This window comes from Novipirellula methanifontis (assembly GCF_052161655.1).
GTDB lineage: Bacteria > Planctomycetota > Planctomycetia > Pirellulales > Pirellulaceae > Novipirellula.
Map to the genome: position 1 here is coordinate 6,064,589 of NZ_CP197418.1, position 25,443 is coordinate 6,090,031.

Here is a 25,443-nt window from a genome sequence, read left to right on the forward strand (position 1 = left end):
TACCAAGCAAACGTTGTTCCTCAATCAAGCATCGCATCAAAGAATCGGATCGAGGCACGCTCGTGCCATCGCTTTCCCTGGCGATCTAGAAATCCAGTGTGCCCGCCGGATGCCGCTAAGGCTGGGTACAGCGGCCCATCGGTGATCCAGTCGCGATTCGTAAAGACCGCTTCATCGACCACCGGATCGTCGGATGCGTGAAAAAGCAAGGTTGGCGTTTGGATCTTGTCGAGAACGTAAATCGCCGAGTTCTCGCGGTAAAACTCTTTGGCGCCGTCGAAGCCCAAGTGCTTGGCGGTGAATTGGTCATCAAGCTGCCAGACCGACGACGCATTTTTGATGGATTTACGTTCATCGTCCGTCAACTGCGCTCCCTCTCGGAGCAATTCGTCGCGTTGCTTTTTCAGTAGATAGCGATCGAATAGTCGGTTCAGTCCACTGCGCAGATTCGTCGAGGTTGTTTCCATGTCTAGCGGTGCCGAGACGGCTGTCGCAGCCCGAAATGCAGATTCGTTTGCCGTTTCGGCGAGATATCGCAGCAAGACATTCGCCCCCAAAGAGAACGCGATCGCTGCGAGTCCGTTGCGAGTCCACTCTGGTCGTTGTTGATGCAAGTATTCGACCAGCAGCACGATGTCGTCGGTATAACCAGGATGGTGAAAGCGGATGCAGTTCCGAGCGGAGCTACCAGCCCCGCGGTTATTCCACAGCACCACCGGATAATCGGCGTCGAGCAACCGCTCGGCCATCGAACGCATGTACCCACTTCGCGCATGGCCCCCCATTCCATGAAACAGGATAACGGTCGGTTTATTGGTAACATCAGCGGCAGGCAAATAGTAGCCGCTCAATACGTCCGGCGGCGTTTGGTCGCCGGGGACGTCAAAGGCAACGCAGCCCTCGTAGTGGTCGACATCCAAATCAGGACGCATCGTCTTGATTGACAGCGTTTGTAGCCATCCGCCAGGGCAACAACGATGGGGCTCGAATGGATCGAGCCACTCGAAATTGGAGATCGCGAACTTATCCGCTTGGTGTGTTGACACCGTTGTTATGACCTCCAACTACGGTACGCGCCGCTGCTGGCGCGTCGCGATGCAATCCGGGCAATGCCAACGACTGCGCCCGATGCAGCGCCCCAAAGGATTGCCTCTCGCCATGCCACTTCACGCGACGTTGGGTTTTTAGGGGGATCGCGGTCCAGCGTGGTTTGCCATGCCGCCTCGAGCAAATGACGTGCTACAAACGTGGCCCCAATCGCTGCGACAAAAGCAATCGCAGATTCGGTGCGGCCAATGCCCGGGTTGCGTCCGTCGGGTTCGTCGCGGCCGGTGTACTCGCCGACTCTATTTCGCAAGTCATCATAACGGTCGTGAATCGTTTCCATTGTGCCGGACATAACATCTCTTTCGTTCAAGTAGATTCGTAAAAATTTGATACTTCTCGGTAATCGCCACCCAAAAACACTCGTACCCAGGCTCCTGCCTGGGTACGCACTGCGTTCGAGGCTCCCGCTTCGTCTTTTCTCACTCGGCAGGCAGGAGACTGAGAACCAGTGGTCACGTTTACCGAGAAGTGTCGTGAAAATTGTCAGTGCTTAGTTCAAAGACTTCGCAATCAACGTGCCACGATCCGGACGATTCCCAATCGAGTGCCCGCGTCACCATAAAACTTGTTAATGGCAGCGAATCATCCAACGAAGCCACAGAAGATGTGGTTGCTGGGCGTTCAGGCTGTTTGATTTGGATTCACAGTGCTTGGAGAGGGAGAACCTTTGGCAGCAGTCTTGTTTCGAACATCGATCGACGCGTTTTGTCGCCGTTGCCTGGGAACATCATTTGCGACGACGGCTCACAGTTTCCTGGGCTAACGATGTTCTCGCAGAAGGTAAACACACAATGGCTGGCCACCATGGCGACCACGAATCAGAGGCATGGCGTGACGTTTTCAGGACATGGCTGACGCAGACCGCGTCATCCGCAGACGACGTGATGGATGCGGGAATACGGCGATTGCGAAAACGGTTGGGCCGCTGTGGTGTCCCCAATATCCAACCGTACATCGGCTACGCCACTCGCGGTGCGATTCGACTGCATGGCCGCGTGCTCACCAACCCGCCGCTCGATCCCGATTTTGAAAGCGACAGGTGGTGGCAAAATTTATCCAATGCCATTGGTCGATTCGCCAGCGATGAAGTGCCCAATGTGATGGTCAAAGCAACGGCGGGTGGCAGTGCGGGTAGCACCCACAGCGACAACGAAGGCTACTTCCATTTTGATCTGCCACGTGAAACGGGAGGCGGCGACCAAATATTCTGGTCACCCGCAATCATGCAGATCGCGGGCGATAATGGCTCGCCGAGCCAATCGAGCACCACCACGTGCGATGTCATGTATGTGCCCGATCATGCAAAATTCGGCATCATCAGTGATATCGATGATACGATTTTGCACACCGGCGCCATCGACATCGCTACGATGGCAAAGCTTACCTTTTTAGGGAACGCGCGTACTCGAGCTCCGCTATGCGGTGTGGCAAAGTTGTACGAGATGTTGCAGCACGATGGGGACATCGAAAGCGAACCGCTTAATCCCATCTTCTACGTCTCCAGTTCGCCATGGAACCTGTACGATCTGCTCGAAGACTTCCTTGAATTAAACGCAATCCCCAAGGGGCCCATTCTATTGCGAGATTTGGGGTTCGATGAAAACAAATTGTTCAAAGAAGGACACGAGCACAAGTTGGTCAAAGCACGTCGTTTGATGCAGCAGTATGAATCACTGCAATTCGTGCTGTTCGGAGATTCAGGTCAAGAAGACGCGAGGCTGTATGCGGAAGCAGCCAAGGAATTTGGCTCGCGAATACGGGCCATCTTTATTCGTGATATTGATCCGGGGCTTTCGAGTGAACATGACCAACGGGTGGACATTCACGTTCGTGCATCACGAGCGGCTGGGGTTCCCATGTACTTGGTCAGCGACAGTACCGAAGTGGCTCGGATCGCGATCGAGCATCGGTTGATTCCCGCATCAGCGCTGGCGGAAATTGCTACGGCTACGCAGCGAGATCGCCAGCGAAAAGAAAACATTTTGCAGCCGTAAGCAGATCGTTCGATATATACCTGTGACCTGTGAAACGTTGATCCTTTTGTGAGCCTACGACGCAAGCGGGCTGTTGACTTAGTGAGCCGTGACGCGTGAGCGGCCGGGTCCCGCGGGTTACCCGGTGCCTTACGGCCCACGGCTCACCACTGCGATTCGCATTTCGATTAAATCAACAGCCCGCGAGCCGCGGGCCCTTCAATATTGTAGGAAACATGCCCGCGGCTAGCTCCGTCTGTTAGTTCGTTGCGGTTCCAGGGCGTTCGATCTTCTCGACCACACGAACTGCTTTGGGTTCCGGACGGATGCCGTCACCGTAACGGACCGCGTAGACCTGTGTCGCTTCGGCACCGAGTAACACAATCATGGCGCTGTAGTAGACCCATACCAACAAGACCGCTAACGAGGCAGCCGCGGCACCGAGTTGGGCCCCCGGTTCGCTATACGAGAAATAGATCTGCATCACGAAACGGCCTAGCAAGAACAGTGCTGTTGTGATCGCTGCTCCTACCAACACGTCTCGCCATTTGACTTCGGCGTCGGGCATGAATTTGAAAATGGCGGCAAAGATTACCAGGACCACGATGGCTTGGACTGCGAAATTGATCACCGATGCCACGATTCCCGACATACCAAACATCCCGCCAATTTGGTCCCCGATTCCGGCAAGCACCGACGAGACGACAAGTGAAACGAGCAAAATGAAACCGAGCCCCAAAATCATCCCAAAGGACATGACTCGTTTCATCACCATGTCCATAATTCCCGTGTTCTCGGGATCCGGTTTTACCTCCCACACCTGGTTCAGTGCCGCTTGCAGTGCCGCGACGACGCCGGTGGCTCCGACAACAATCCCTGCAAAACTGAGTAGCGTTTTCCACCACTTGCCGCCGGACTGTTCGTGATTCTCGATGATCGTCGAGATCTGATCACTTGCAGCTTGGTTCCCCATCATCTGCGCCGCCTGGGATGTTAATAATCCCTGAGCCTTCTGCTCTGCTTTTTCGCTGTCGTACATCACCGACATCCCAAACGTCAGCAACGTCATCAGTAAATACAAGAGCGGAGGTAGGGCAAAGGCGGTGTAATACGCCAGTGCCGCAGCGAGCGTGCTGCAGTTGTCTTCTGAAAATTCGGAAAACGTTTGTTTGAGGAAGTTCATGATACGGAGGCCCGTGTGCGTAGATTCTGGTTACCGAAATAGCTCGTGTTAGCGAAATGATGTCGCAAATCGCGCGCCACAGCGGCATGTCGTTTGCATCCCGCTCGCAATACCGCCTAGCTGCGTGTATCCCAGTCACCATGGTTGTCGATTGACCGATCGGTTGGCTGCTATTTCAACAGTCCACCAACGATTTCATCTTGGTGGGAACACACAACGGTTAACGAATCACAATGGACGACACATCATCCACCGATACTAGCGTCGCGTCCGTTGCAGCGGAGCGACGTCGGATTGACCGGCCTGCGATGCATTCAGGCACCGAGCGAGTTGCACTACCAACGCGTGCGAGTAATCCGGTGTTCGGGTCGTCGATCAGCGATGAAAGTTTATTGCTTTCGCTCGTCGCGGTGATCGCGGTGACTTTGGTTTGTGGGACGTTGTTTGTCGCGAGCAGTTTGTTTGTCCCGATTGTCATTGCCACGTTAGCATATCTTTCGTTACGCCCCATCGCGTCCCGCATGTGCCATTGGGGATTGTCACAGACCATCTCCAGCGGGCTGTTGATCTTAGGCATCTTCGTCACTTTGGGGATCATTGCTGGGATGTTGTATTCCCCCGCACAAACGTGGATTGCATCAACACCAGAAAGCATCAGTAAAATCAAGTCAAATTTTGCCGCAATCGAAGAGCCGTTGACGGTGCTCGACCGAGCCGAAGAGGAACTTGATAAGGCGGCTCCCACTGGGAAGAAGGAAGCGACGGTGGAAGTATCGGTCAAGAAACCGCGAATCCTCGATCGTAGCGTGCTGATCAACAAAACAGGCCGCTTTCTCGCATTTATTGCCGCGGTCGCCGTGCTCACCTTTTTCATGCTCTCCTCGGGCGACGATCTACTCAATCGTGTACTAAATGTGTTACCAGACGAACATAGTCGTCACGAACTGCTAGACAAGATTGGCGATATCCAAGAGACGGTCGGCAAGTATCTCGCTCAGATTACGTTCATCAACATCGGGCTCGGTATCATCGTTTCGCTTGTGATGTGGGCCATCGGAATGCCAACTCCGGTGTTATGGGGAGTTCTCGCGACGCTGTTCAATTTCATTCCATATGTCGGCGCCTTGGCGGCCACCGCATTTGTTTTCATGGCTGCGGCGAGTACGTTTGACACGTTGCCGCGGGCCGCCCTGACCGCTGCTGCGTTCTGGTCCATCACCGCGGTCGAAGGTCAGTTTGTCACGCCCGCGATTTTGGGGAAAACGTTAAAGGTTGGGCCCGTGATTGTATTAGTCGCAGTCGCATTTTGGGGATTTCTGTGGGGCATACCTGGAATCTTTCTTGCTGTCCCGCTATTAATTGTTCAGCGAAAAATCTTCGCGAGCTTCAAACTCACCTATCCGCTCGCTGCAGTGTTAGGCGAGGATGCGTGCCGGGTGGGACAAGAATGTGATCCCATCAAAGAAGACCAACCGATCGCCGAAACGGCATGACGTAAAGTAGGTTGGCGATGGCGAATTATTTCTTGGGGGCCAAGCCACACTTAGTTGCGAATCAGCGTTTTGGATTTTCCAGCAACAGTTGCGAACATTCGTCCGCTAAGATGCCGCCCTGAATCACCGCATTTGGTTTCGCAGCATCAAAAAACGATTCACAACCCAACCCCAGCGTACCGTAACCGGCTTGCTCAATCACGCTGGCGGGGGCGCCAAAAATGATCCGCGGTATCCGTGTCATCGCCGCGATCGCCGCACACATTGGACACGGCTCACCCGAGCTGATTAGCACGCAGTCCTCAAGCTTCGTCCTTTGAAGTTTCTCGCATGCGCGATCGATCGCACAGACCTCGGCATGCCGTGATGGATGTCCCGTTTGTTTGACTTGATTACATTCACACGAGAGCATTTCGCCTTGGGACGAATAGACTGCGGCCGCGAATGGGTTCTGTCCCGCTTGGACTCCTTCCCATCCCTTGGCGACGACCGTACGCATCCACTCGGTCAGATGGGTTTGGTATGGTTCGGTCATTACACGGCTCCTATTTTGGGGAGGGCTCGGCATGCGAATCAGCGATCGAAGACGCGTTGGCAAAACCGTAGTGTGCACGAATGATGCCAATCGGCGACGCCGTCATCGCATGCGAGTTGCGGCGCGATAACGAAGCGGGGTCAATCCGGTTTCTCGCTTGAACATGGTTGTCATATAGGCGGGAGTGCCGAAACCGGTGGCGACCGCAACACTGGCCACTGGCATATCGGTGGACGCAAGCAATTCTTTCACTCGTGCGATACGCAGACGATGAATTTCGGCCAACGGTGATCGACCAAACGCGTCCTTGAACTTAATTTGCAAGCCGCGAACACTCATTGGCACCGAATTCGCAACCTCTTCGACCGTGAGTTCCGAAAACACATTTTCGCGAATATATCGTACTGCGGATGACAACTCGGGATCCTTGATCGCCAGGACCTCGGTAGACCTTCGTGTGACAATTTCAATGGGGGCAATCCGTTCGTCTTTGCCGCTGTCTTTTCCTCCACGCATCAGATTGTCCAGTCGCTCAGCAGCCCGGTACCCCATCTGTTTGGACGGGTTTAATACGGCTGACATCGGAGGTACCGTCGTCTGCGAGATCAGTGCGTCCTCGGCTCCGGCCAAAATGGCAACATCATCAGGAACCAAAATATTCATACACCAACATGCGTCCAATAATTGGCATGACGCTGCCGTTCCCCAAGAGAAGACAGCGATCGGTTTTTCTAGTTTCGTCAACCAATCTTCAAGTCTCAGACGCTGTTTACGCCATTGCTCGCTGCCCATCGATTCGTGGATGTAGTTAAACGTATTGACCGTCGCAAATTCTTTTCCAATTTGATTCTGGAACGCATCGGCATGCTTTTTCACATAGGTGTATCGGAGCGGTCCAACGTAGGCAAACCGTTGAAAACCGCGTGTATAGAAATGCTCCTTGGCTAGTCTTGCGGTCGCGTCGTAATCGATGGCAACTCGAGGAAATGAGACGTCATCGAGTTCGATACCGGAAATGTTGATCACCGGCAGTTTTCGCGACTCTAAGTCTTTCGCAATTTTCGCCGATGAAACTCGCGCGATGATGCCGTCGCCTTTCCAGCGATTGGGAAGTTGCAACTGGTTGTCTCGACCACGCGGCTCTACCTGCAATTGCCAGGGGCCATGTTTCTGTGCGTAACTTGTCACTCCGCGAATGAGATCTCGCCCCCATTCGGTCGAAGTGTCCACTAACAATGCGACCCGTGGCATCGGTTTTGACACCCTCGCCAATTTCGATTTTGTCACGTAGTGGTTTTCCTTCGTTTGGTGCACGAGCTACTACGGAGGCAGTAGGAATTAGCGAAAGCAATCATCGAATGAATGCGCGTATGCGAAAAAGTTTAACGCATTTGGATATATAAGACCGTTCTTGACTCGATAGAATAAGCAAACCGCCACATGGGGAGATCTAGCCCCTCCCGCTGCATTTCACGGTTTAAATCCGTGTTGTTGGCCACTTTTCTGGCGTTTCTTTTCTTATTCGGAGTTTATGAAATGAAGTCGAATCAAACAGACCGTTCAGGTTTTACGTTGGTCGAGTTGTTGGTGGTGATCGCCATCATCGGGGTGTTAGTCGGATTGTTGCTTCCTGCGGTTCAAGCAGCCCGTGAAGCGGCACGCCGAATGAGCTGCAGTAACAATTTTAAGCAACTCGGACTAGGCATTCACAACTATCACAGTGCTTACAAGCAGTTACCCCAGCACGGTTCGGGAACGATTGACGAGAACATCTCCCCTAACGTGCGATCATGGCGTGCGACGAACAACGGCAATATGCTTCAGCTATCAATGCTGGTTGCTTTGACACCGTTCGTCGAGCAGCAAGCGATTTGGGAACAGATCTCCAATCCAAATGACTATGACGGTGATGGTACAGTCGATTTTCCCGCGATGGGACCGTCGCACGGCAATATCAATTATGCTCCTTGGGTTACCGAGCTACAAACGCTACGTTGCCCGAGTGACCCAGGGACCGGTTTGCCGGCGCTCGGCCGAACGAACTATGCTGCGTGTCTTGGTGATTCGGGACGACAGCTGCATAATGGACCGCGTAACAATCCACTGTTGGTAAAAAGCAACCCTTCCAAACTGTCACGGGCAGCCAATCGCGGTGCGTTCGTGAAATACAAGAAGACGGCGTTCCGCGACGTGCTCGATGGGCTTTCGAACACCATCGTGATGGGTGAAATCGCAACTGATCTCGGTGACAAAGATACTCGCACGATCTCGAACGATATTGGCGCCAAGGGTAACAGCGGTCAGGTCGCATCGGCTTTGGTTCACGACAATCCGGCGTACTGCTCGCAGAACGGTATGATTGATCCACAGCGTCCTCAGTTTTGGTTGGCGACGCAAGAAACCGATGGCGCCACCACGGGACGTGGATATCGTTGGGCCAGTGCTCAACAGATCTACTCGGCGATGACGACTATCTTGCCACCGAACTCGAATCTTTGTGCTTTCAACCGCGGAGCAAACATCGCGATGTTGCCGCCATCTAGTCGTCACCAAGGTGGTGTTCATGTGCTGATGGGCGATGGTGCGGTGAAGTTTGTTACCGATTCGATCGAAGCTGGCGATTCAAGTGCACCTGCAGTCTGGTTGAACGGCACCGGTGCTGCCGCGCCTGGTTCACGGAGCCCGTATGGATTGTGGGGATCGTTGGGCACACGTGCTTCACGTGAGACGATTGATACCGAAATCTAAATCTTCGCTTGTTTAAGAATGGAAACAGGTCCTGGGGTGATTTCGCTTCAGGACCTTTTTTTCTATCACGCTTTCACTTCTTACTTGATCTTTTTCTTTACACTTCTTGATTCTGGAGACTCGAATGATTCGCAAATGTTGCTTGGTATTAAGCCTGTTTATGTTGGGTTGCATGACCGGTTGCGGCAGTTCAGGACCTACAAACGTCATGGAAAATGCAGACGAACAGGCCATTGCGGACTACAAGGCCGCGATTGCCGAAGAGCAGGCGATGACGGCAGCCGACGAAGAAGAGTAATTCGGATTCGCCGTAATGATTAAACGCGATCCACGCTAACGGCTTGGAAAGCCGTGCGACAATCCGCTAACGGCTTGGAAAGCCGTGCGACAATCACAGTGTCCTGTAAATCTTCACGTCGTCAACGACGACGTTTCGGTGAACGGACAGCCGCAGCATTCGCTTGGTGGGGTGGGCGATTCCGGGTGATGCAAACGAGCCTACCTCGTTGCCATCGATCGATACGGTCAATGTGTCCCCGTCGATCTTGGCAAGCACGGTGTACCATTTTCCCGTTCCCAGTTTGTGTGGAAATCGTTTGGCCTTTGTTTTGAGCTCCGCTTGTCGCTCGGGGGTGATGGTTTTGTTCTGCCGCGCCTCGCGAGTTTTCAGATCCATGATCCCGGTTTTCAAATCGGTGATCTCGGTCTGCTTGACACCCACAGTGACTTTGAACAAATGGCCCGCCCATACTTTTTTGTACTGCAAGTCGGCAAAGTTCAACCCCAGCGTGTCCTTTTCGTGCTCGAGCATGAACTTCATTTCCACCGCGCCGTTCTGAAATTCGGCGGGATGCGTCACCGAGACACCATGGTCGGCGTCCTTGTGAATGTAGATGTACATCGCTCCGTCTCTAAGATCGACCTGTTTGTTGCCGCCCGCACGTGACTTGCTGTTCGTTCCCCAACCGTTGCCGACCTCGTCAGTCTGTTCTTGCGATTCGTTTCGCTCAAAGTCATCGGAAAAGATCAGCGTGCCGAGATCGTCGCCGCTTGCGGGGGACGAAATCAGGGGCGTTGAAAGTACAAGCGAGAGCGCGACGCAAAAAAGTGTCTTGATCATAAGTGTGTTGATGCCGGTTTTTGTTGGTTGCATGTGAGGGAGATCGGCAGGTGAATTTTCGCCTGCCGTCACGAAAATCGCGAAGACTTTCGGATTGAGAAGATTGTCCCACGTCGGTCGACCGTGATCAATGGTTGACGCGATACGAAATACAAACTCGTGATGATTTCGACTACACTAATCGCAGCGTTCGCTAATCAAACGACGGTCTTCTCTCGCCCCCGACAACGACATCTCAGTAGGGAATTTATGAAATACGCAGCCCTCTTGTTTGCGACCTTCGTCAGCCTGCCCTTCGCCATCCAGCATGGTGTGGCGATGGCAGAGAATCCCAACGTGTTAATCCTGTACGCCGACGACCTTGGTTACGGCGATCTTCGTTGCAATAACCCCGAGTCGAAGATTCCCACCCCCAATCTGTCTCGACTGGCGAGCGAAGGGATGCGATTTACCGACGGGCATTCGTCATCGGGAATTTGCACTCCTAGCCGCTATGCTCTGCTTACGGGGCGCCACCATTGGCGTGATTTTCACGGGATTGTCAACGCGTTTGGTGATTCGGTTTTCGCGCCCGAGCGGCTGACACTTCCCGAGATGATGAAACAGCGGGGTTATGACACTGCTGCAATCGGCAAATGGCATTTAGGTTGGGACTGGGATGCCATTCGTAAACCCGACGCGGTGAGCACGAAACAAGGGCGAAACAAAGTCTGGGGGCCCGAGGACTTTGATTGGGAAAAGCCGATTCCCGATGGCCCGCTGGCACACGGCTTCGATTCTTATTTTGGTGATACCGTGATCAATTTTCCTCCCTATTGTTGGATCGAAGATGATCACGTCGTCAAAGCTCCCGATACGCTGATGGAAACCTCGAAGTGGAAGCCGATCAAAGAGGGCAATTGGGAATGCCGTCCAGGCCCGATGGCTTCAGATTGGGATCCGTACCAAAACATTCCGACGATCACGCAGCGCGGTGTCGATTTTCTAAAATCGCGAAACAGCAGTGATAAGCCTTTCTTTTTGTACTTTGCGTTTCCCTCGCCACATGCTCCGATCATCCCCAACGATGAATTTGATGGGAAATCCAAGGCGGGACCTTATGGTGACTTCGTCTACGAAACCGACCACGCAATTGGTCGCTTGTTAAACGCACTTGTTGAATCGGGCGAAGCTGACAACACGATCGTGATCTTCACCGCCGATAATGGCCCCGAAAAATATGCTTACGCCCGAGACCAAAAGTACGACCATTGGTCGAGCAAGCCGTTTCGGGGGCTGAAACGAGATATCTACGAAGGCGGCCATCACGTTCCACTGCTGGTTCGATGGCCAGGAACGGTCAAAGCAGGTTCGACCAACGAAACCCTGGTGTCGCAGATCGATTTCATGGCGACGATTGCCGCAGTGGTTGATTTTTCGTTGCCCGACGACGCAGCGGAAGATTCGCATAATTTGATGCCGCTGTTAAAGGGGGCGTCAAAGCCAGTCCGAACCACGCATATTCACAACACACACGTCAGCGAATATGCGATCCGACACAACGAATGGTTGCTGGTGGGCACGAAGTCGGGCTACGTTAGCGGACGCAACAAAGAATGGGAAAGCAAGCATGGCTACCCTGACGACGACAATGGCCCCGTTGAGTTGTACAACTTGAACGAGGATATCGGCCAGCGAAACAATGTTGCCAAAGAGCATCCTGAACTGGTGGAGCAGCTACAAGCGAAACTGAAACAGATTCGGGAACAAGGATACTCGGCGCCACGAATTTCGAAGTAGCCTTCGAGAAGGTCTCGCGACATTGTTCGACTTTCGCTCGTTTGGTTTGCTCGAGTCGGTTGCGATTTGTGGTGTCAAACAATTGTTTGCTGCTCTGAGCCGGATGAACAGTTGAGACAACTGTTCTACAATGACTTCGTTGCATGAAATGTCCGCCGCGTAACGCGCGGCGTGTTCCCTTATGCGATCAAGTCGTGCACCACATGTGCCGGTTCGACGCCGGTTAATTTTTGATCGAGCCCCTGGTGTTTGTAACTTAACCGCTCGTGGTCATACCCCAGCAGATTCAACACGGTGGCGTGGAAATCACGAATGTGCAGCGGATCGCGAACGATGTTGTAGGAAAAATCGTCGGTCTCGCCATAGATCTGGCCCGGACGTGAACCGCCGCCAGCCATCCACATCGTGAAGCATCGTGGATGGTGGTCGCGACCGTAGTTCTCTTTGCTCAATTTGCCTTGCGTGTAAATCGTGCGTCCGAATTCGCCACCCCAAATGACAAGCGTATCGTCCAGCATGCCTCGTTGCCGAAGATCATCCAGCAACGCCGCGCACGGTTGGTCCACGTCCTTGCATTGGTCTGGCATCCGACCGGCAACGTTGGAATGGTGATCCCAATTGTTGTGATAGATTTGCACAAAGCGAACACCACGCTCTGCTAATCGGCGTGCCATCAGCACCGAATTGGCAAACGAGCCTGGTTTCTTTGCGTCTTCGCCATACAGATCAAACGTTGCCTGCGTTTCCGTACTGATGTCAGTCAACTCCGGCACACTGGCCTGCATGCGAAACGCCATCTCATACTGTTGGATCCGCGTGTGCGTCTCGGGATCCCCAATTGCTTCATAGTTCAATTGATTTAACGCATTTAAGCCGTCAATCGTCCGGCCTCTTATTTCGTCCGGAACCCCCGGAGGATTATTGATATAGAGAATCGGATCTCCGCTGCTGCGGAACGAAACCCCCGCATGTTGACCGGGCAAGTAGCCGGAGCTCCATAGCCGTGAGGAAATCGCCTGTTCCTGTTCGCGGTTTTTGGGAGTTGCCACCAGCACTACAAACGACGGTAAATTCTCGTTCATCGACCCGAGCCCATACGAGGCCCACGACCCGAGACAAGGACGTCCGGTAATTTGGTTGCCCGTCTGCATGGCCGCGATCGCAGGTTCATGATTGATCGCTTCGGTATGCAGGCTCCGCATCCAACAAATGTCGTCCGCCTTTTTCGACAAGTACGGCAGCAGTTCTGAATTCATCCACATGCCACATTCGCCGTATTGCTTGAAAGAATATTTCGACGGAGCGATGGGGAAACGCGACTGACCACTGGTCATCGTCGTCAACCGTTGTCCCTGCCGAATCGATTCCGGCAAATCTTTGTCGAACATCTCTTGCATGGCCGGTTTGTAATCAAACAAATCCATCTGTGATGGGCCACCGACCATGTGCAAATAGATCACACGTTTTGCCTGGGGAGCAAAATGAAGCGGAACTTCGCCATGGCTGGCGGCAAAGGCGTTCTGGGGCGTCATCAGCGGAGACGCTAACGATGCGAGCGCCGCGGTGCCGAGTAAGTTGCTGCCTTTGGCCAAAAAATGACGACGCGTTTGCAGCATATGCGATTGTTGATGCGGGTTCATTATTTCGTCAAAGCCTCGTCAAGGTTCATGATTTGATTGCAAGTCATCGTCCAAGCGGCCAATTCGGAAGCGTCGAGCGATGTGTCCACCGTTGAATCTCCGACGGCAAGCAAGTCCGATGCGTCTTGTGGGTGGGCTTGGTAATGATTTCGTAGGTCAGCCAAAATGGTCGAGAGAATCGTGATTTCAGGTTCCCTCAGCGTCCGAGCGAGGACACGTTCGGCGATAAAGTCCAAGAGGGCTCGGTCATCGTCTGTTGCTGTTTTTAAAGCGACTTCAGCGAGCTTTTTGGCTGCTTCGACAAACTGAGGGTCATTCAGCGTCACCAGCGCCTGAAGCGGTGTGTTGGTCCGCTCACGACGGACCGTACACACTTCGCGATTGGGAGCGTTGAACGCTTCGAGTCCTGGCGGTGGAGCCATTCGTTTCCAGAACGAATAGATCGAACGGCGATAAAGGTCTTCGCCACTATCGGTTGTGTAAATTCGAGTGTTGCCTTCGGGCAACCCAACAATGTCCCACAGGTGGTCAGGCTGGTATGGACGCGTCCCCGGGCCATACATCTTTTGCGACATCAGACCGCTGTTCGCAAGCGCCGCATCGCGGATCATTTCCGCATCCATACGGAAGCGAGGTCCGCGGGAAAGCAGCAGGTTGTCGCGGTCCTTTTCAAGTTTCTCGGCCGTCGTGATCGCCGCTTGGCGATAGGTCGCACTCATCAGCATCTGTTTAAAGAATCTTTTGACATCCCACCCATTTTCAACGAAGTCGACTGCCAACCAATCGATTAAACCGGGGTGTGTCGGCGGAGCGCCCATCACCCCAAAGTCTTCGGGAGTGACGACAATGCCTTGACCGAAAATCTCTTGCCAAAATCGGTTCACCGTCACGCGTGACGTCAACGGATTTGCTGGGTCGAGGACCCATTGTGCCAACCCAAGCCGATTCGCGGGGGCTTCACTTGGCATTGCATGTAGGACGGCCGGAGGAGCGGCGGCCACGCTTTCGCCCACATTGTCGTACTCGCCTCGCATCAAGATGTTGGCCATCGCCGGAGTATTGGGCCGCTCTTCCTGGATATGCGTGATCGCGCCGCGTTGACGAATCGCTTCTTGTTCACGTTGTAGTTTGCGGATGCTGGCGACTCGTTGCTTGTACTCCGGATCATGATTTTCCAGAAAATATTGCCGCAACGCGTCTTGATCAGCTTCGTTTCGCTGGCCGACGGGAACGTCGAGAGCCTTTGCCAAAACGCTGTACTGCTGAACGCGAACGACTTCATCCGATTCTAAGACTCGAGTGAACAGCTGCAGGTCTTGGATCGAACCGCCTTCCAACAACGATCCACTACTACGTTGCCCGACACGCAGCGGGGTCGCAGTGCGAATGGTCGCGTCCTTACCGAGTGTTTCTTTTTCCGTTCGTGTCCCTTGCTTTTTGCCATCGACAAAAATCCTCACGCCGCTGGCGTTACCGCTACCATCCCAGGACACACATACATGGTGCCATTGGTTGTTATTGAGAACGCGTTTGTCGGTCATGACCTTCAATCCGTTCTCGGGCCAATCCTGCACAAGGTGCATGGCCACCGAACCGCCAGCAACAAAAACGTCCCAGCCGCGACTTGCGTTGCTGCTATCCATTCGAGCGATGATCGAAGCGGCCTTGTTTACATCTGGCAATCGAATCCAAGCGGCAAACGAAAACGGTTCGTCTTTCTCGAAATCCCCAAGCCCGCCTAATTCCAGCGTGGTGGTGGCGGTGATTTTAAAGGTATCCCCCAGTTTGCCATCGGCGGTCCATTGGGCATCCTCGCTGACCGCGACACCCCGTCCCTTTTTCTCGTTCAAAGGTAGATGAATCAGTCGTTTGATCGTCGGTGAGTTTTGCCGCATCGATTCGGCCGAAACGGTGTCCAGCCAAGCGGTGAAGGCCGGATTGGAGTTTTTAACGTGCAGGTCGCGAGCTTGTTCGGCGTTCTTGATTTCAGGTTCAAGTTCGTTCCAGCGAGCAAGGTCCTGTTGGATTGGCACAAACGCCACCTTGCTTCTGCCGTCTTTGGAATTTCCATCCTTGGGCGGCTGAGTGGTGTTACGAAAAAAGGCTGCTAATGCGTAATAGTCCTTGATCGTGATCGGATCAAATTTGTGGTCATGACATTGGCAACAATTCGTGGTCAGTCCTAGGTAGACCCAACCAAAGGTTTGCACCCGGTCGGCCGCGTACATTGCCACGTTTTCCTCGTCGATTGTTCCGCCTTCGTTTGTCGTCATTGCACAACGTTGGAATCCGGTGGCGATCAATTGATCAAGCGTCGGGTCAGGTAACAGATCGCCGGCAAGTTGTTCGAGCGTAAAATCGTCAAACGGTTGGTTCTGGTTGAACGAGCGGATCACCCAGTCGCGATAAGGCCACATTTCACGATAGTTGTCGAAATGCATGCCGTGAGTATCCGCGTACCTGGCGGCATCCAACCAAAAGCGGGCGCGATGCTCGCCCCACGCCGTCGATGTCATCAGCCGGTCGATCCATTGCGAGACGGCTTCGTCACCCGACGCTGCGTAGTCGGCAACAAACGACTCGACATCATCGACCGACGGTGGCAACCCGGTAATGTCGAAACTGAGCCGCCGGAAAAAACGGCGAGGTGATTCTTCGGCCGCAGGACGCAGTCCGCTGTCATGTAGTCGCGCCAGTACAAATTGATCAATTTCGTTCTTGCACCAATTCGCATCGGGCCTATCTGCGTCGATTTGCGGTGGCGGCACTTTTGTCGGTGGAATTAACGCCCAGTGGTCTTGGTACTCCGCTCCTTCGGCTACCCAACGCCGCAGTGTCTCACGCTCTTCGCTCGACAACGACTTCTTGGACGCTGGCGGCGGCATCACCATATCGGCGTCGTCGCTCATCACGCGAGCGATCAATTCGCTCGCCTCCGGATCACCCGGTTGGATCGCTCCGGCATCAATCGCCAATTCGCGGGCATCCAATCGCAAATCGGCCTCGCGGCTCGAGCCATCCAAACCATGACAAGCGAAACAGTATTCTGCTAAGATTGGCCGAATATCGCGGTTGTATTCCAGCGGTGTCGCGGCGGATGCAATACTTGGCCACGACAGCAAAAGAGCCGCCGCTAGCATCAGTGCTCGCGATACGGGGGCCGCTAGCCAGGGGCGGGACCAATCCGGCGCGTTAATTGATTGATTCTGCATCGTGATGAATTTCACTTTCTGCTGCAAAGACGGCGGGGCGGGAGGCGGGTGGGACGCATGACGTGGCATTATCCATACGCTATCATGCCAACGCCGAAAAGACACCCAAGTTTACATGGAAAGATTGGGATGTGCAGCTGAATACTTTTGTGGAAGTCATTGTCAATTAAAATGGATGCCCCCCCCAATCAAGACACGATCACTTTCTTTAACCGCTACACCGGCAAGATCGAGCAGGAAGAGATCTACGGGGAACCGTTTCTCCGCTGGACCTACGAAACGGTGCCGGGCCAGATCGCGCTGGCGGTCGCCGCCAAACGCGTTTGGTTTTCCAAATGGTACGGTTGGCGGATGGACCGGGCCGCCAGTCAAACGAAAGTGCTCCCCTTTATTGAAACCTACAAACTCGATCCGAACGAATTTCAGGAACCACCCGAATCATTTTGCACGTTTAACGAGTTCTTCTATCGCAAATTGAAGCCCGCCGCACGTCCGATCGATACCGATCCGAACTCGGTCGTCTTTCCTGCCGACGGGCGTCATCTGGCAATCGCTGACGTTTCTAAGCCCGATGGATTTTGGGTCAAGGGACAACGGATGGACTTGGCTCGGTTGTTGGGTAACCGCGAGTTAGCAGATCGTTACGCCACCGGCAGTATGTTGATCTCTCGACTCTGTCCGGTCGATTACCACCGCTACCACTTTCCAGTGTCCGGCGTGGCAAGCGATTCCCGCTTGATCCCAGGATCGCTGTCGTCGGTGAACCCGATTGCACTGCGGAAACGTTTGGCGATTTTGTGGGAAAACAAACGAGTGATCACCCAAATTCAAACGGAATCCCACGGCACGGTGTTGATGATCGAAGTGGGCGCGGCCTGTGTCGGAGGCATCCATCAAACATTCACTCCCGGTGCGGTGCAGAAAGGGGACGACAAAGGCTACTTCACATTCGGCGGTTCAATGACGATGGTGTTGATGGAAGCGGGACGGGTACGTTTTTCGGAGGACTTGCTAACACATTCGTCCCAGCAACGCGAAGTCTATGCGCGGATGGGTGACGTTGCCGGTCGCAGTGAGTGACCGCGTTTAGCGTGGTGACATTTCGTCATGGTTCTCAGCAAGTGTGAGACACGTGTTCTTTACCAGCAAGGTCGTATGTCGTTCATCCATTTATTTCACCGATATCTTATTGCGCCGGTTATCTTATTGCGCCGGTTATCTTATTGCGCCGGTTATCTTATTGCGCCGGTTATCTTATTGCAGCAGTGTCGCGGGGATTGCTAGACGATAGTGATGCTCGATGTCAGTTGGCGTGAGCGCCCGTGAGTAAACTGCGATTTCGTCGACAGCACCGGAATATTGCCGCCACGCATCGGTCGACGTTAATTGGCCGATGATCAAATGGAAATCACCGGATCCATCGACTTTACCTTCCGCCAATGGGACGCGACTCGCCAGTGTGCCGTTGAGATAGATCTCCATTGTGTCCACGTTTTTTACCGCCACGACGTGATGCCATTGACCGGGCACGCATAACCCGCGAGTGAATGCGTTGGTTCCCGTCTCGAACGATGCGGTCGGAGGAGTCCGATGCAGAAAACGCAATGCGCCGGGCTCGTGGATCATGAACGTGTTTGTCACCACCTCCAAAACGTTTAAAAAGATTCGGTTGTCTTTTCTTGATTCGGGAAATACCCCTAGCACGGCCGCATACTGCAGGTCATCGGGCTTCATCCATAACTCAATCGAGTAGGGACCTTGGTTGAGTCCTTCGATCGGATTTTCGCTAATCAGGTATCGTGCTGAGTCGCTGCGCTGGAAACGGAGGTACCCATTGGTGACCTGGATGTTCTTTCCCCCGTCTTTCGCGTGACGGAACATCGCCACGTGATTCGGTCCCATTTCATTGCGGACCGAATGGTTAGCGATCGGGGAATCGTCCGTGTCTTCAAAACGCCAATAGAGAAGCGGTGAGTCTCGGCGAATCAGCTCTGCATATTCATCCGTCAGAGGCAATGCCTTCTCTTCGTACGCAATAATCTTAGGCAGTTCCTTTGGCTTGGCTGTGATCGTTTGCAACAAGTCTTGCTCTCGGTTGACGCTGATTCGCGTTGCCTCTTTCACACGTTGGCTGATCAACGTATTACCATCGTCACCAAGCAATGACAGTTCGACTTCACCGCTGAGGACTTCGACTTCCGAAGTCCCCGCCGGAGTCACGCTGACGCCAAACTCGGTGCCTAAATCAACGATCGCTGCCTTGGGCGCGTTGAGCACAAAACCGCGAGCCCGCGGAGGCACGTGTGCACTGACGCTGCCGGACAATAACGTCGCTGCGTCCTTGGAATGAATTTGCAGTTCGGCAGGCCCTTCGATCGCAACCACCGCACCGCTCATAAACTCCATTTGCACGAAGCCCTGTTCCAGCTTCAATGTGCCGGACGTTAATCTTTGTCCGATCGAAAGCTTTGATGCGGAATCACTATCGCTACGCACAACGACGGCGGCAACCGGTTCGACCATCGCGACATCAAAACCCTTGGTGAACGCGTCATTGGATGATGCGTTCGTTTCGTCGGTCGATGCCACGATCGGAATCGTCGGCCCGTCGGAACGCTTGGCCTGCGGAGCGGTTTCCTGTTGCGGTGGGCTGCCGAAATAGCCACTCAGCGACAAGACCAATACAAACGATAGTCCACCGATGACGAGAATCAGAAACGCCACGAACCCTTGCAAATTCATGCTCGCACCCGACCACGCGTTCGAACATGTCGGCACTAGAGGCGACGTTGGCTGATCATCAGCCGTTGTGAAATGTTCACTCAGGTGAGCTGGATTGACGCTGTCTACCACTCCCCAAGCACCGGAAAGCTCAGAGTGGATCTGCAAATAACGAAGGTAGTGTGCCTGAGCCTCGGGGGAAGATTGCAGGATCGCCACGAGTTCCTTGCCTTCGGCGTCGCTTAGTTGTTCGTCAATCAAAAGCGGCAACAATTCGTTCAGGCGTTGCATGTCGTCCGCGTTATCAGGGTGAATGTTCATTTGGGCGGCTCCATCGATAGTTTTGACTCGACGCAAGCGATTAGTTTTTCTCGTACTCGATGCAGCATCAAGCTGACGGCGTTCGCGGACTTGTCCATGTCACCGGCAATGGCTTTCACGGAAATCGATTCCGCGTACCGCTGGATGATCAATTTTCGTTGTTCTGGCACCAGTTTGACAAGACAGTCTTGCAGAGCGGTTTCGCGTCGCTGGCAAATGTCATCGGGAAACATTTCGGAGTCCATTGCGTCGAGCGATGCCGCCAAATCGGCGGGAAAAATCAGCCGGTCGCGGGACTGACGTTTGCGAAACGCCATCACCTGGAAACGAGCGATTGTAAACGCCCAGGCCATAAAATCCGTTCCCTCTTCGAATTTGGCTGCATCGCGACATAGCACCAGATTGACTTCCTGTAGCACCTCGTGGGCCTGGTCGCTGTTGCCTAATCGCTTCAGCAAAAATCCAAACAGCCGAGGTTGGGCCTCGGTTAGCTGCAGTACCCACGCGGTGGTGAGCTCGATTTTGCCTGGTACGTCGTTGTGCATGTCATTTAGTAGATAGCCGAAAGCGGCTAAATCTTTCGCTTTCTGCAGGGAAACAGCGAAAAAAAGAAAAAAAATATCGTTGCTCAAGAAAGATTTTATTGCGATTGGCTATTCCCCACTATCGCGTTAACGGGAATTCCAAATCCGTTGTCTGTGACAGCTGTCACTTTTGCATCTCATTCCGATCCTTCAAATCCAGAGTTTGTTTCATGCCCAATCGTACTCCGACGATCGTTCTCGCCTGCTTTGCGTTTGTCGCCAGCTTCTCAATCGTGGGCTGTGGCGAAGCCCAAAATGAAGTGATTGACCAATCGACGGTCAATCAAGAAAGCATGGAAGCCTACGAGGCTGAGATGAATAAACCAGCCGGTGGCGTCTAGCCATTTTCACGGCTGTCGAGACTGGCTCGCGGGTGAATTTTCTATTTTGCGTTTGTTGTTTCTAGCATTTACCTCATGAGCTGGGTTCGACACCCCCTGACTGTTTTTTACGAGTTTACTTTTGTTTGTTCCTTTGGGAGTTTTTGTAGATGAGAAATTCTAAGAATCGCGGCTTCACGCTCGTGGAGCTACTCGTCGTGATCGCCATTATCGGCGTTTTGGTCGGGCTGTTGTTGCCGGCGGTCCAGGCCGCTCGCGAAGCCGCACGGCGGATGAGTTGCAGCAACAATTTCAAGCAACTTGGTTTGGCAATCCATAATTACCACAGTGCCTATAACCAGCTTCCCAATAATCACACGGGAACGGATCGTGCCTACGTAGGCGATGTCTCGAACAACAGCAATCGCCGTTTTCTAAGTTGGCTGGTGACCGTGTTGCCGTTCATCGAGCAGCAAGCGATGTGGGAAGGTATTACCAACCCAAGTCAAGAAGTGAGTCCTGGATCCAGTATGCCGGGGACTGTGACCAACGGCACGTGGCCAGCGATGGGACCAGTGCCATGGCAAGCCGCCTACCCCGCCTGGGCAACCGATATCGCTGGATTTCGTTGCCCGAGTGACCCGTCGCGTTTACCCGGCGTGGCAACGGGACGCAGCAACTATGCCGCATGTTTGGGTGATTCGATCGACTCGTGTTACTTTGGCGGCAAAAACGAGCGGGGCGCGTACAACCAACCCTCCGATTACTCCCTGAACAACGATGGCGATATGACGCTGCGAGCTCAGGCTGCTAACCGCGGCTTTTTCTGGAGCCGTCACAAGGTGGGCTTCCGTGACGTGCTCGACGGATTGTCCAACACCATTGCCGCGGGCGAAATCTGTACCTCTGCAGGAAGTCGTGAGACACGCGCGGACTGGGTTCGCAACATTTCCTTTAAAGGCGATGGAACCTGGGATGGCGCCGGCGAGCCTAACCGCTGCAGACAAGGTGCGCATATCGATCCTGCTCGTCCAACGTTCTACACCAGCTCTGCCAGCGTTGAAACAAACCCATTGAACTCTCGTGGTGGGCGTTGGGGCGATGGACGATTGACGTACACGGCGTTTCAAACGATTCTGCCTCCGAATAACGCCAACTGCTCGACCAACACCTCCGATGGCAATTGGTATTTTATCTCCAGTGCGGGTAGTCGTCACCAAGGTGGTGCTCACGTGTTGATGGGAGATGGTGCAGTCAAGTTCATCACCGACAGCATCGAGTCGGGCGATTTGACGGACAATGCGGTCGTCGCATCGTTTACTGGACACACCTCCAACCCGAACCTAGCGGGTTCGCAAAGTCCGTATGGGCTTTGGGGGTCGCTCGGTACGCGTGCCTCGAAAGAAGTGATCAAGGACGAGTTTTAGACCGCAATCGAGCGGGTGTTAAACGGATAGCCGGCGACAAATATCGTTGGCTGATCGAGCGTAGGGCCGGTTCCTACCGGCCGGTTCTATCGAGCTGTCTCTATCAATCCGTCAAGGACGGCCGGTGGGAACCGGCCCTACGTGAAACGTGACATTCATTTTCCGCTCGCTCCCAAACTGCCTCACTTTTTTCGGGGGCGCAAAGGCCTGGTACAATGAGTGTCCTTCCAAGCATCCCTCCGAGTTTCGCTGCATCGTTAAAATTGTCTATATGAATTCTGTCGTAAACCGCTTTTGCATTCCCGTGCGTTATTATTCCGGCGTCGTCGTTGCGTTCATCTTGCTGGGGACGATCGGGACCGGTGTGTTCGGATCTGGTGGGCTTGGCGTCGTGGCTGCGTCCGACGAAATGGATCTTCCAGAGACGATTGATTTCAATGATCACGTTCGTCCGATTTTCAACGCCCACTGCACCGCGTGTCACGGTGGCGTCAAGCAAGCCGCGGACGTCTCGTTTGTCTACAAAGAACAAGTGCTGCCGCCCGATGGATGGATCGTCGAACCAGGCGATCCTGAGAACTCGGTCCTGATCGAGCGTGTTCTGACCAGCGATCCCGAGTTTCGTATGCCTCCGCCGGACCATGGGCCGCCATTGTCCGCCGCAGACGTTGCGATCTTGACCGGGTGGATCAAGCAAGGTGCCGTCTGGAAAGCAAGTTACTGGTCCTACGCTGCACCGGAACCGCAACCACTTCCCGAGGTTTCGGATCCCAAATGGGAACGCCAGCCGCTTGATCGTTTTGTGCTTGCCAAACTGGATGAAAAAAAACTCACGCCTTCGCCGGATGCCGCGCCTGAGCGTTGGCTGCGACGTGTCACGTTGGACTTGACCGGATTGCCTCCGACGCTCGAGCAGCGAGATGCGTTTTTGCGGGCGTTTGCTCTGGACCCCGACGCGGCTCGTCGCGATTACGTGGACCTACTGCTTGACTCGACCGCGTACGGCGAACGATGGGCCAGCGTGTGGTTGGACCAAATTCGTTATGCCGATTCAAAAGGACTCGGTTTGGATGGGCGTCGATCGGTTTGGAAGTATCGCGACTGGGTAATCGATTCGCTGAATCGTGATTTGCCCTATGATCAGTTCACGATCAAACAGATCGCGGGCGACTTGTTGCCCAATCCGACGATCGAAGACTTGATCGCGACCGCTGCGCACCGTTTGACTCAGAACAACGAAGAAGGCGGTACGGACGATGAAGAGTTTCGCGTCGCCGCGGTACTCGATCGCGTCAGCACCACGTGGCAAACTTGGCTCGGCGTCACCTTTGGTTGTGTGCAGTGCCACAGCCATCCCTACGATCCATTTAGGCACGAAGAGTTTTACGAATTCGCGGCGTTCTTTAACAACACAACCGATAGCGATTTGGACGAGGATTGGCCTGTCGTCCAGGCTCCGGTCGATCCGAGCGACTATGACAAGGCCGATCAACTCGATCAGCAAATCCGTGGGCTTCGAGATCAGTTGTTCCAGCAAGAGTTTGCCCAGCTACGGGCTGACGACGTCTGGACGCCGTTGGTTGATCTGAAGGCGTCGACCAGCAACTCGACGCGGATCGAAGTCCAGCGGGTGGACGATCACGACGAATTTCATACAGTCGATACGGTCAGCCGCAATACCGACATCACGGTCGAGTCACCGCTGCCAGCGGAGATGAAACAATTGACGGCGATTCGGGTGACCGCCAAGCCGCTTGATCCCAAAACCGGACTCGATGATTCCGAATGGGGATTTGTATTGTCCGAGCTGAAGGCGGAATTGCTGGTGGACGGCCAGGAATCTCCTATCGAGATCTCGTTTGCCCGCGTGATCGGCGACGATCCGAATCCGTTCTACGATCCGAACGCCAGTTTGGATCCCAAATCCAACCTTGGTTTCGCAGCCTATTCGCGAATCAATCATGCTCGCGAAGCTGCATTCGTGCTCGATTCCCCGATCGAGATCCCCGACAATGCTCGACTTCGGGTCACGCTGAAGCATCGCGTGTTTGTTCTCGGTGCATTCTCGTTGATCACTCGGCGGGGACGTTTGGCTGTCAGCGACCGAGAAGAGTTCGTCGAATTCGTGAACAACGAATCAGTGGCGAATTCCCGAGCTAAACTCGCCGAACTCGAGAAAGAACGTGCAAAGATCAAGTCCGTTTCGGTACCGGTCATGCAAGAGCGTCCCGACCATTTGGCTCGGCCGAGTCATTTGTTCGAGCGTGGGTCGTTTCTCACCAAAGGCGAACTTGTTACGCCGGATACTCCCGAATCGCTTCACCCGCTCCCCAGAGAAGACTCGGGCAACGATGTTCAGCAGCCGAACCGATTAACGCTCGCCAAATGGTTGGTCAGCCAAGACAATCCGCTAACCTCTCGTGTTGCCGTCAATCGTGTCTGGGCTCAACTGTTCGGGACCGGTTTGGTGCTCAGCGAAGAGGATTTTGGTTCCTCGGGCGAATCGCCGTCCCATCCGAAATTATTGGACTTTTTGGCACTGCGATTTCAAGGTGAACAGCAATGGAGCATGAAATCGATGATTCGCGAGATTGTGCTTTCGCGAACCTATGGGCAGTCCTCCAAAGTTACCGACGAAGGTCTTCAGCTTGATCCTCAGAATCAATGGCTTTCTCGAGGACCGCGTCACCGTTTGTCGTCCGAGATTGTTCGAGACCAAGCGTTGGCGTTGTCGGGGCTGCTCAGCGATAAGCCGTTTGGCCCCCCAGTACACCCGCCGATTCCCGACGGTGTTTGGAAACCCTTTCAGTCCGGCGACAAATGGCCGATGGCAAAACTGGGCGACGAGGATCGCTATCGTCGTTCGATTTACACCTACATGAAACGCAGTATTCCCTATCCGATGTTTGCCGCGTTCGATTCACCGTCTCGCGAATTTTGTTCCCCGCGACGGCTGCGATCCAATACGCCGCTGCAGGCGTTGATGATGCTAAATGATGAAACGTTTGCCGAGAGTGCGTCGGCGCTAGCAGGGCGAATGCAGTCTGCGAGCAAGGATCCACGTGAGCAAATTCGACACGGATTTGTGATCGTGACTTGCCGTGAACCCTCCCCAGCGGATCTGCAAGATTTGATGACCTTGTTTGAGTCGCAGCGTGGCGTGTCGGATGAAGACGTCTCAGATGAAAACGATGCAGACCAAGTCAGTGACGATGCGGACGCAATGACCACGGTTGCCGCAGTGCTATTAAACCTCGACGAAGTGGTGATGAAGTAAGGA

At 53.8% G+C, this 25,443-nt stretch carries 19 protein-coding genes; 9 read left to right on the forward strand and 10 right to left on the reverse strand.

What is annotated here, in order from left to right:
- Window positions 1–20: 20 nt before the first annotated feature.
- Both SH528x_RS21840 and SH528x_RS21845 read right to left on the reverse strand, forming a co-directional pair.
- A complete protein-coding gene (locus SH528x_RS21840; RefSeq protein ID WP_442505575.1) occupies window positions 21–1,046 on the reverse strand; it encodes a YheT family hydrolase in 1,026 nt (341 codons plus the stop codon).
- Window positions 1,047–1,051: 5 nt separating this feature from the next.
- Window positions 1,052–1,399 (reverse strand): DUF4235 domain-containing protein, encoded by a 348-nt coding sequence (locus SH528x_RS21845; RefSeq protein ID WP_442505576.1) that lies wholly within the window; start codon window positions 1,397–1,399, stop codon window positions 1,052–1,054.
- Window positions 1,400–1,898: 499 nt separating this feature from the next.
- On the opposite strand from SH528x_RS21845, the gene SH528x_RS21850 reads away from it, so the two are divergent.
- Window positions 1,899–3,101 carry an App1 family protein gene (locus SH528x_RS21850; protein ID WP_442505577.1) on the forward strand — a complete coding sequence of 401 codons (1,203 nt, stop codon included), beginning with the start codon at window positions 1,899–1,901 and terminating at the stop codon, window positions 3,099–3,101.
- Between the two features lie 238 nt (window positions 3,102–3,339).
- On the opposite strand, the gene SH528x_RS21855 is transcribed toward SH528x_RS21850, so the two are convergent.
- Window positions 3,340–4,263, reverse strand: coding sequence for a YihY/virulence factor BrkB family protein (locus SH528x_RS21855; RefSeq protein ID WP_442505578.1), 924 nt, complete (start codon window positions 4,261–4,263; stop codon window positions 3,340–3,342).
- A 233-nt stretch (window positions 4,264–4,496) separates the two neighbouring features.
- On the opposite strand from SH528x_RS21855, the gene SH528x_RS21860 reads away from it, so the two are divergent.
- Window positions 4,497–5,756 (forward strand): AI-2E family transporter, encoded by a 1,260-nt coding sequence (locus tag SH528x_RS21860; protein ID WP_442505579.1) that lies wholly within the window; start codon window positions 4,497–4,499, stop codon window positions 5,754–5,756.
- A gap of 61 nt (window positions 5,757–5,817) precedes the next feature.
- Here the strand turns inward: SH528x_RS21860 and SH528x_RS21865 are convergent, their stop codons facing one another.
- Together SH528x_RS21865 and SH528x_RS21870 are read right to left on the reverse strand one after the other, a co-directional pair.
- Window positions 5,818–6,291, reverse strand: a complete 474-nt coding sequence (locus tag SH528x_RS21865; protein WP_442505580.1) for a nucleoside deaminase — start codon at window positions 6,289–6,291, stop codon at window positions 5,818–5,820.
- A gap of 102 nt (window positions 6,292–6,393) precedes the next feature.
- Complete coding sequence (locus tag SH528x_RS21870; protein ID WP_442505581.1) at window positions 6,394–7,578, reverse strand: substrate-binding domain-containing protein; 1,185 nt, start codon at window positions 7,576–7,578, stop codon at window positions 6,394–6,396.
- 249 nt (window positions 7,579–7,827) lie between these two features.
- Here SH528x_RS21870 and SH528x_RS21875 point away from each other — a divergent pair, with 249 nt between their 5' ends.
- Both SH528x_RS21875 and SH528x_RS21880 read left to right on the forward strand, forming a co-directional pair.
- Window positions 7,828–9,039 (forward strand): DUF1559 family PulG-like putative transporter, encoded by a 1,212-nt coding sequence (locus SH528x_RS21875; RefSeq protein ID WP_442505582.1) that lies wholly within the window; start codon window positions 7,828–7,830, stop codon window positions 9,037–9,039.
- Window positions 9,040–9,163: 124 nt separating this feature from the next.
- Window positions 9,164–9,337 (forward strand): hypothetical protein, encoded by a 174-nt coding sequence (locus SH528x_RS21880; protein ID WP_442505583.1) that lies wholly within the window; start codon window positions 9,164–9,166, stop codon window positions 9,335–9,337.
- Window positions 9,338–9,430: 93 nt separating this feature from the next.
- Here the strand turns inward: SH528x_RS21880 and SH528x_RS21885 are convergent, their stop codons facing one another.
- Window positions 9,431–10,159: a hypothetical protein gene (locus SH528x_RS21885; RefSeq protein ID WP_442505584.1), complete on the reverse strand. Its 729-nt coding sequence runs from the start codon at window positions 10,157–10,159 to the stop codon at window positions 9,431–9,433.
- Between the two features lie 318 nt (window positions 10,160–10,477).
- On the opposite strand from SH528x_RS21885, the gene SH528x_RS21890 reads away from it, so the two are divergent.
- Window positions 10,478–11,938 (forward strand): sulfatase family protein, encoded by a 1,461-nt coding sequence (locus SH528x_RS21890; protein ID WP_442512152.1) that lies wholly within the window; start codon window positions 10,478–10,480, stop codon window positions 11,936–11,938.
- Between the two features lie 179 nt (window positions 11,939–12,117).
- Here the strand turns inward: SH528x_RS21890 and SH528x_RS21895 are convergent, their stop codons facing one another.
- Window positions 12,118–13,578, reverse strand: coding sequence for a DUF1501 domain-containing protein (locus tag SH528x_RS21895; protein ID WP_442505585.1), 1,461 nt, complete (start codon window positions 13,576–13,578; stop codon window positions 12,118–12,120).
- Window positions 13,578–16,790, reverse strand: coding sequence for a DUF1553 domain-containing protein (locus SH528x_RS21900; protein WP_442505586.1), 3,213 nt, complete (start codon window positions 16,788–16,790; stop codon window positions 13,578–13,580). Before SH528x_RS21900 ends, SH528x_RS21895 begins: the two co-directional genes overlap by 1 nt.
- A gap of 171 nt (window positions 16,791–16,961) precedes the next feature.
- Here SH528x_RS21900 and asd point away from each other — a divergent pair, with 171 nt between their 5' ends.
- Window positions 16,962–17,870 carry an archaetidylserine decarboxylase gene (asd, locus tag SH528x_RS21905; protein ID WP_442505587.1) on the forward strand — a complete coding sequence of 303 codons (909 nt, stop codon included), beginning with the start codon at window positions 16,962–16,964 and terminating at the stop codon, window positions 17,868–17,870.
- Between the two features lie 174 nt (window positions 17,871–18,044).
- Here asd and SH528x_RS21910 read toward each other — a convergent pair whose 3' ends face one another.
- Together SH528x_RS21910 and SH528x_RS21915 are read right to left on the reverse strand one after the other, a co-directional pair.
- On the reverse strand, window positions 18,045–19,832 hold the full coding sequence (locus SH528x_RS21910; protein WP_442505588.1) for a LamG-like jellyroll fold domain-containing protein: 1,788 nt from the start codon (window positions 19,830–19,832) through the stop codon (window positions 18,045–18,047).
- On the reverse strand, window positions 19,829–20,377 hold the full coding sequence (locus tag SH528x_RS21915) for a sigma-70 family RNA polymerase sigma factor (protein ID WP_442505589.1): 549 nt from the start codon (window positions 20,375–20,377) through the stop codon (window positions 19,829–19,831). Before SH528x_RS21915 ends, SH528x_RS21910 begins: the two co-directional genes overlap by 4 nt.
- Window positions 20,378–20,586: 209 nt before the next feature.
- Here SH528x_RS21915 and SH528x_RS21920 point away from each other — a divergent pair, with 209 nt between their 5' ends.
- The 3 genes from SH528x_RS21920 to SH528x_RS21930 all read left to right on the forward strand — a co-directional run bounded on the left by SH528x_RS21920 (window position 20,587) and on the right by SH528x_RS21930 (window position 25,440).
- Complete coding sequence (locus SH528x_RS21920) at window positions 20,587–20,757, forward strand: hypothetical protein (protein ID WP_442505590.1); 171 nt, start codon at window positions 20,587–20,589, stop codon at window positions 20,755–20,757.
- A 149-nt stretch (window positions 20,758–20,906) separates the two neighbouring features.
- Window positions 20,907–22,163 carry a DUF1559 family PulG-like putative transporter gene (locus SH528x_RS21925; protein ID WP_442505591.1) on the forward strand — a complete coding sequence of 419 codons (1,257 nt, stop codon included), beginning with the start codon at window positions 20,907–20,909 and terminating at the stop codon, window positions 22,161–22,163.
- A gap of 271 nt (window positions 22,164–22,434) precedes the next feature.
- Window positions 22,435–25,440, forward strand: coding sequence for a PSD1 and planctomycete cytochrome C domain-containing protein (locus SH528x_RS21930; RefSeq protein WP_442505592.1), 3,006 nt, complete (start codon window positions 22,435–22,437; stop codon window positions 25,438–25,440).
- The last annotated feature ends 3 nt before the right edge of the window (window positions 25,441–25,443 follow it).

Excerpts from the sequence above, each read along its gene's own strand:
- SH528x_RS21845 (WP_442505576.1), bottom strand. The coding sequence starts at position 1,399 with ATGTCCGGCACAATGGAAACGATTCACGACCGTTATGATGACTTGCGA.
- SH528x_RS21850 (WP_442505577.1), top strand. The coding sequence starts at position 1,899 with ATGGCTGGCCACCATGGCGACCACGAATCAGAGGCATGGCGTGACGTT.
- SH528x_RS21855 (WP_442505578.1), bottom strand. The coding sequence starts at position 4,263 with ATGAACTTCCTCAAACAAACGTTTTCCGAATTTTCAGAAGACAACTGC.
- SH528x_RS21860 (WP_442505579.1), top strand. The coding sequence starts at position 4,497 with ATGGACGACACATCATCCACCGATACTAGCGTCGCGTCCGTTGCAGCG.
- SH528x_RS21865 (WP_442505580.1), bottom strand. The coding sequence starts at position 6,291 with ATGACCGAACCATACCAAACCCATCTGACCGAGTGGATGCGTACGGTC.
- SH528x_RS21875 (WP_442505582.1), top strand. The coding sequence starts at position 7,828 with ATGAAGTCGAATCAAACAGACCGTTCAGGTTTTACGTTGGTCGAGTTG.
- SH528x_RS21880 (WP_442505583.1), top strand. The coding sequence starts at position 9,164 with ATGATTCGCAAATGTTGCTTGGTATTAAGCCTGTTTATGTTGGGTTGC.
- SH528x_RS21885 (WP_442505584.1), bottom strand. The coding sequence starts at position 10,159 with ATGATCAAGACACTTTTTTGCGTCGCGCTCTCGCTTGTACTTTCAACG.
- SH528x_RS21890 (WP_442512152.1), top strand. The coding sequence starts at position 10,478 with ATGGCAGAGAATCCCAACGTGTTAATCCTGTACGCCGACGACCTTGGT.
- SH528x_RS21895 (WP_442505585.1), bottom strand. The coding sequence starts at position 13,578 with ATGAACCCGCATCAACAATCGCATATGCTGCAAACGCGTCGTCATTTT.
- SH528x_RS21900 (WP_442505586.1), bottom strand. The coding sequence starts at position 16,790 with ATGCAGAATCAATCAATTAACGCGCCGGATTGGTCCCGCCCCTGGCTA.
- asd (WP_442505587.1), top strand. The coding sequence starts at position 16,962 with ATGGATGCCCCCCCCAATCAAGACACGATCACTTTCTTTAACCGCTAC.
- SH528x_RS21910 (WP_442505588.1), bottom strand. The coding sequence starts at position 19,832 with ATGAACATTCACCCTGATAACGCGGACGACATGCAACGCCTGAACGAA.
- SH528x_RS21915 (WP_442505589.1), bottom strand. The coding sequence starts at position 20,377 with ATGCACAACGACGTACCAGGCAAAATCGAGCTCACCACCGCGTGGGTA.
- SH528x_RS21920 (WP_442505590.1), top strand. The coding sequence starts at position 20,587 with ATGCCCAATCGTACTCCGACGATCGTTCTCGCCTGCTTTGCGTTTGTC.
- SH528x_RS21925 (WP_442505591.1), top strand. The coding sequence starts at position 20,907 with ATGAGAAATTCTAAGAATCGCGGCTTCACGCTCGTGGAGCTACTCGTC.
- SH528x_RS21930 (WP_442505592.1), top strand. The coding sequence starts at position 22,435 with ATGAATTCTGTCGTAAACCGCTTTTGCATTCCCGTGCGTTATTATTCC.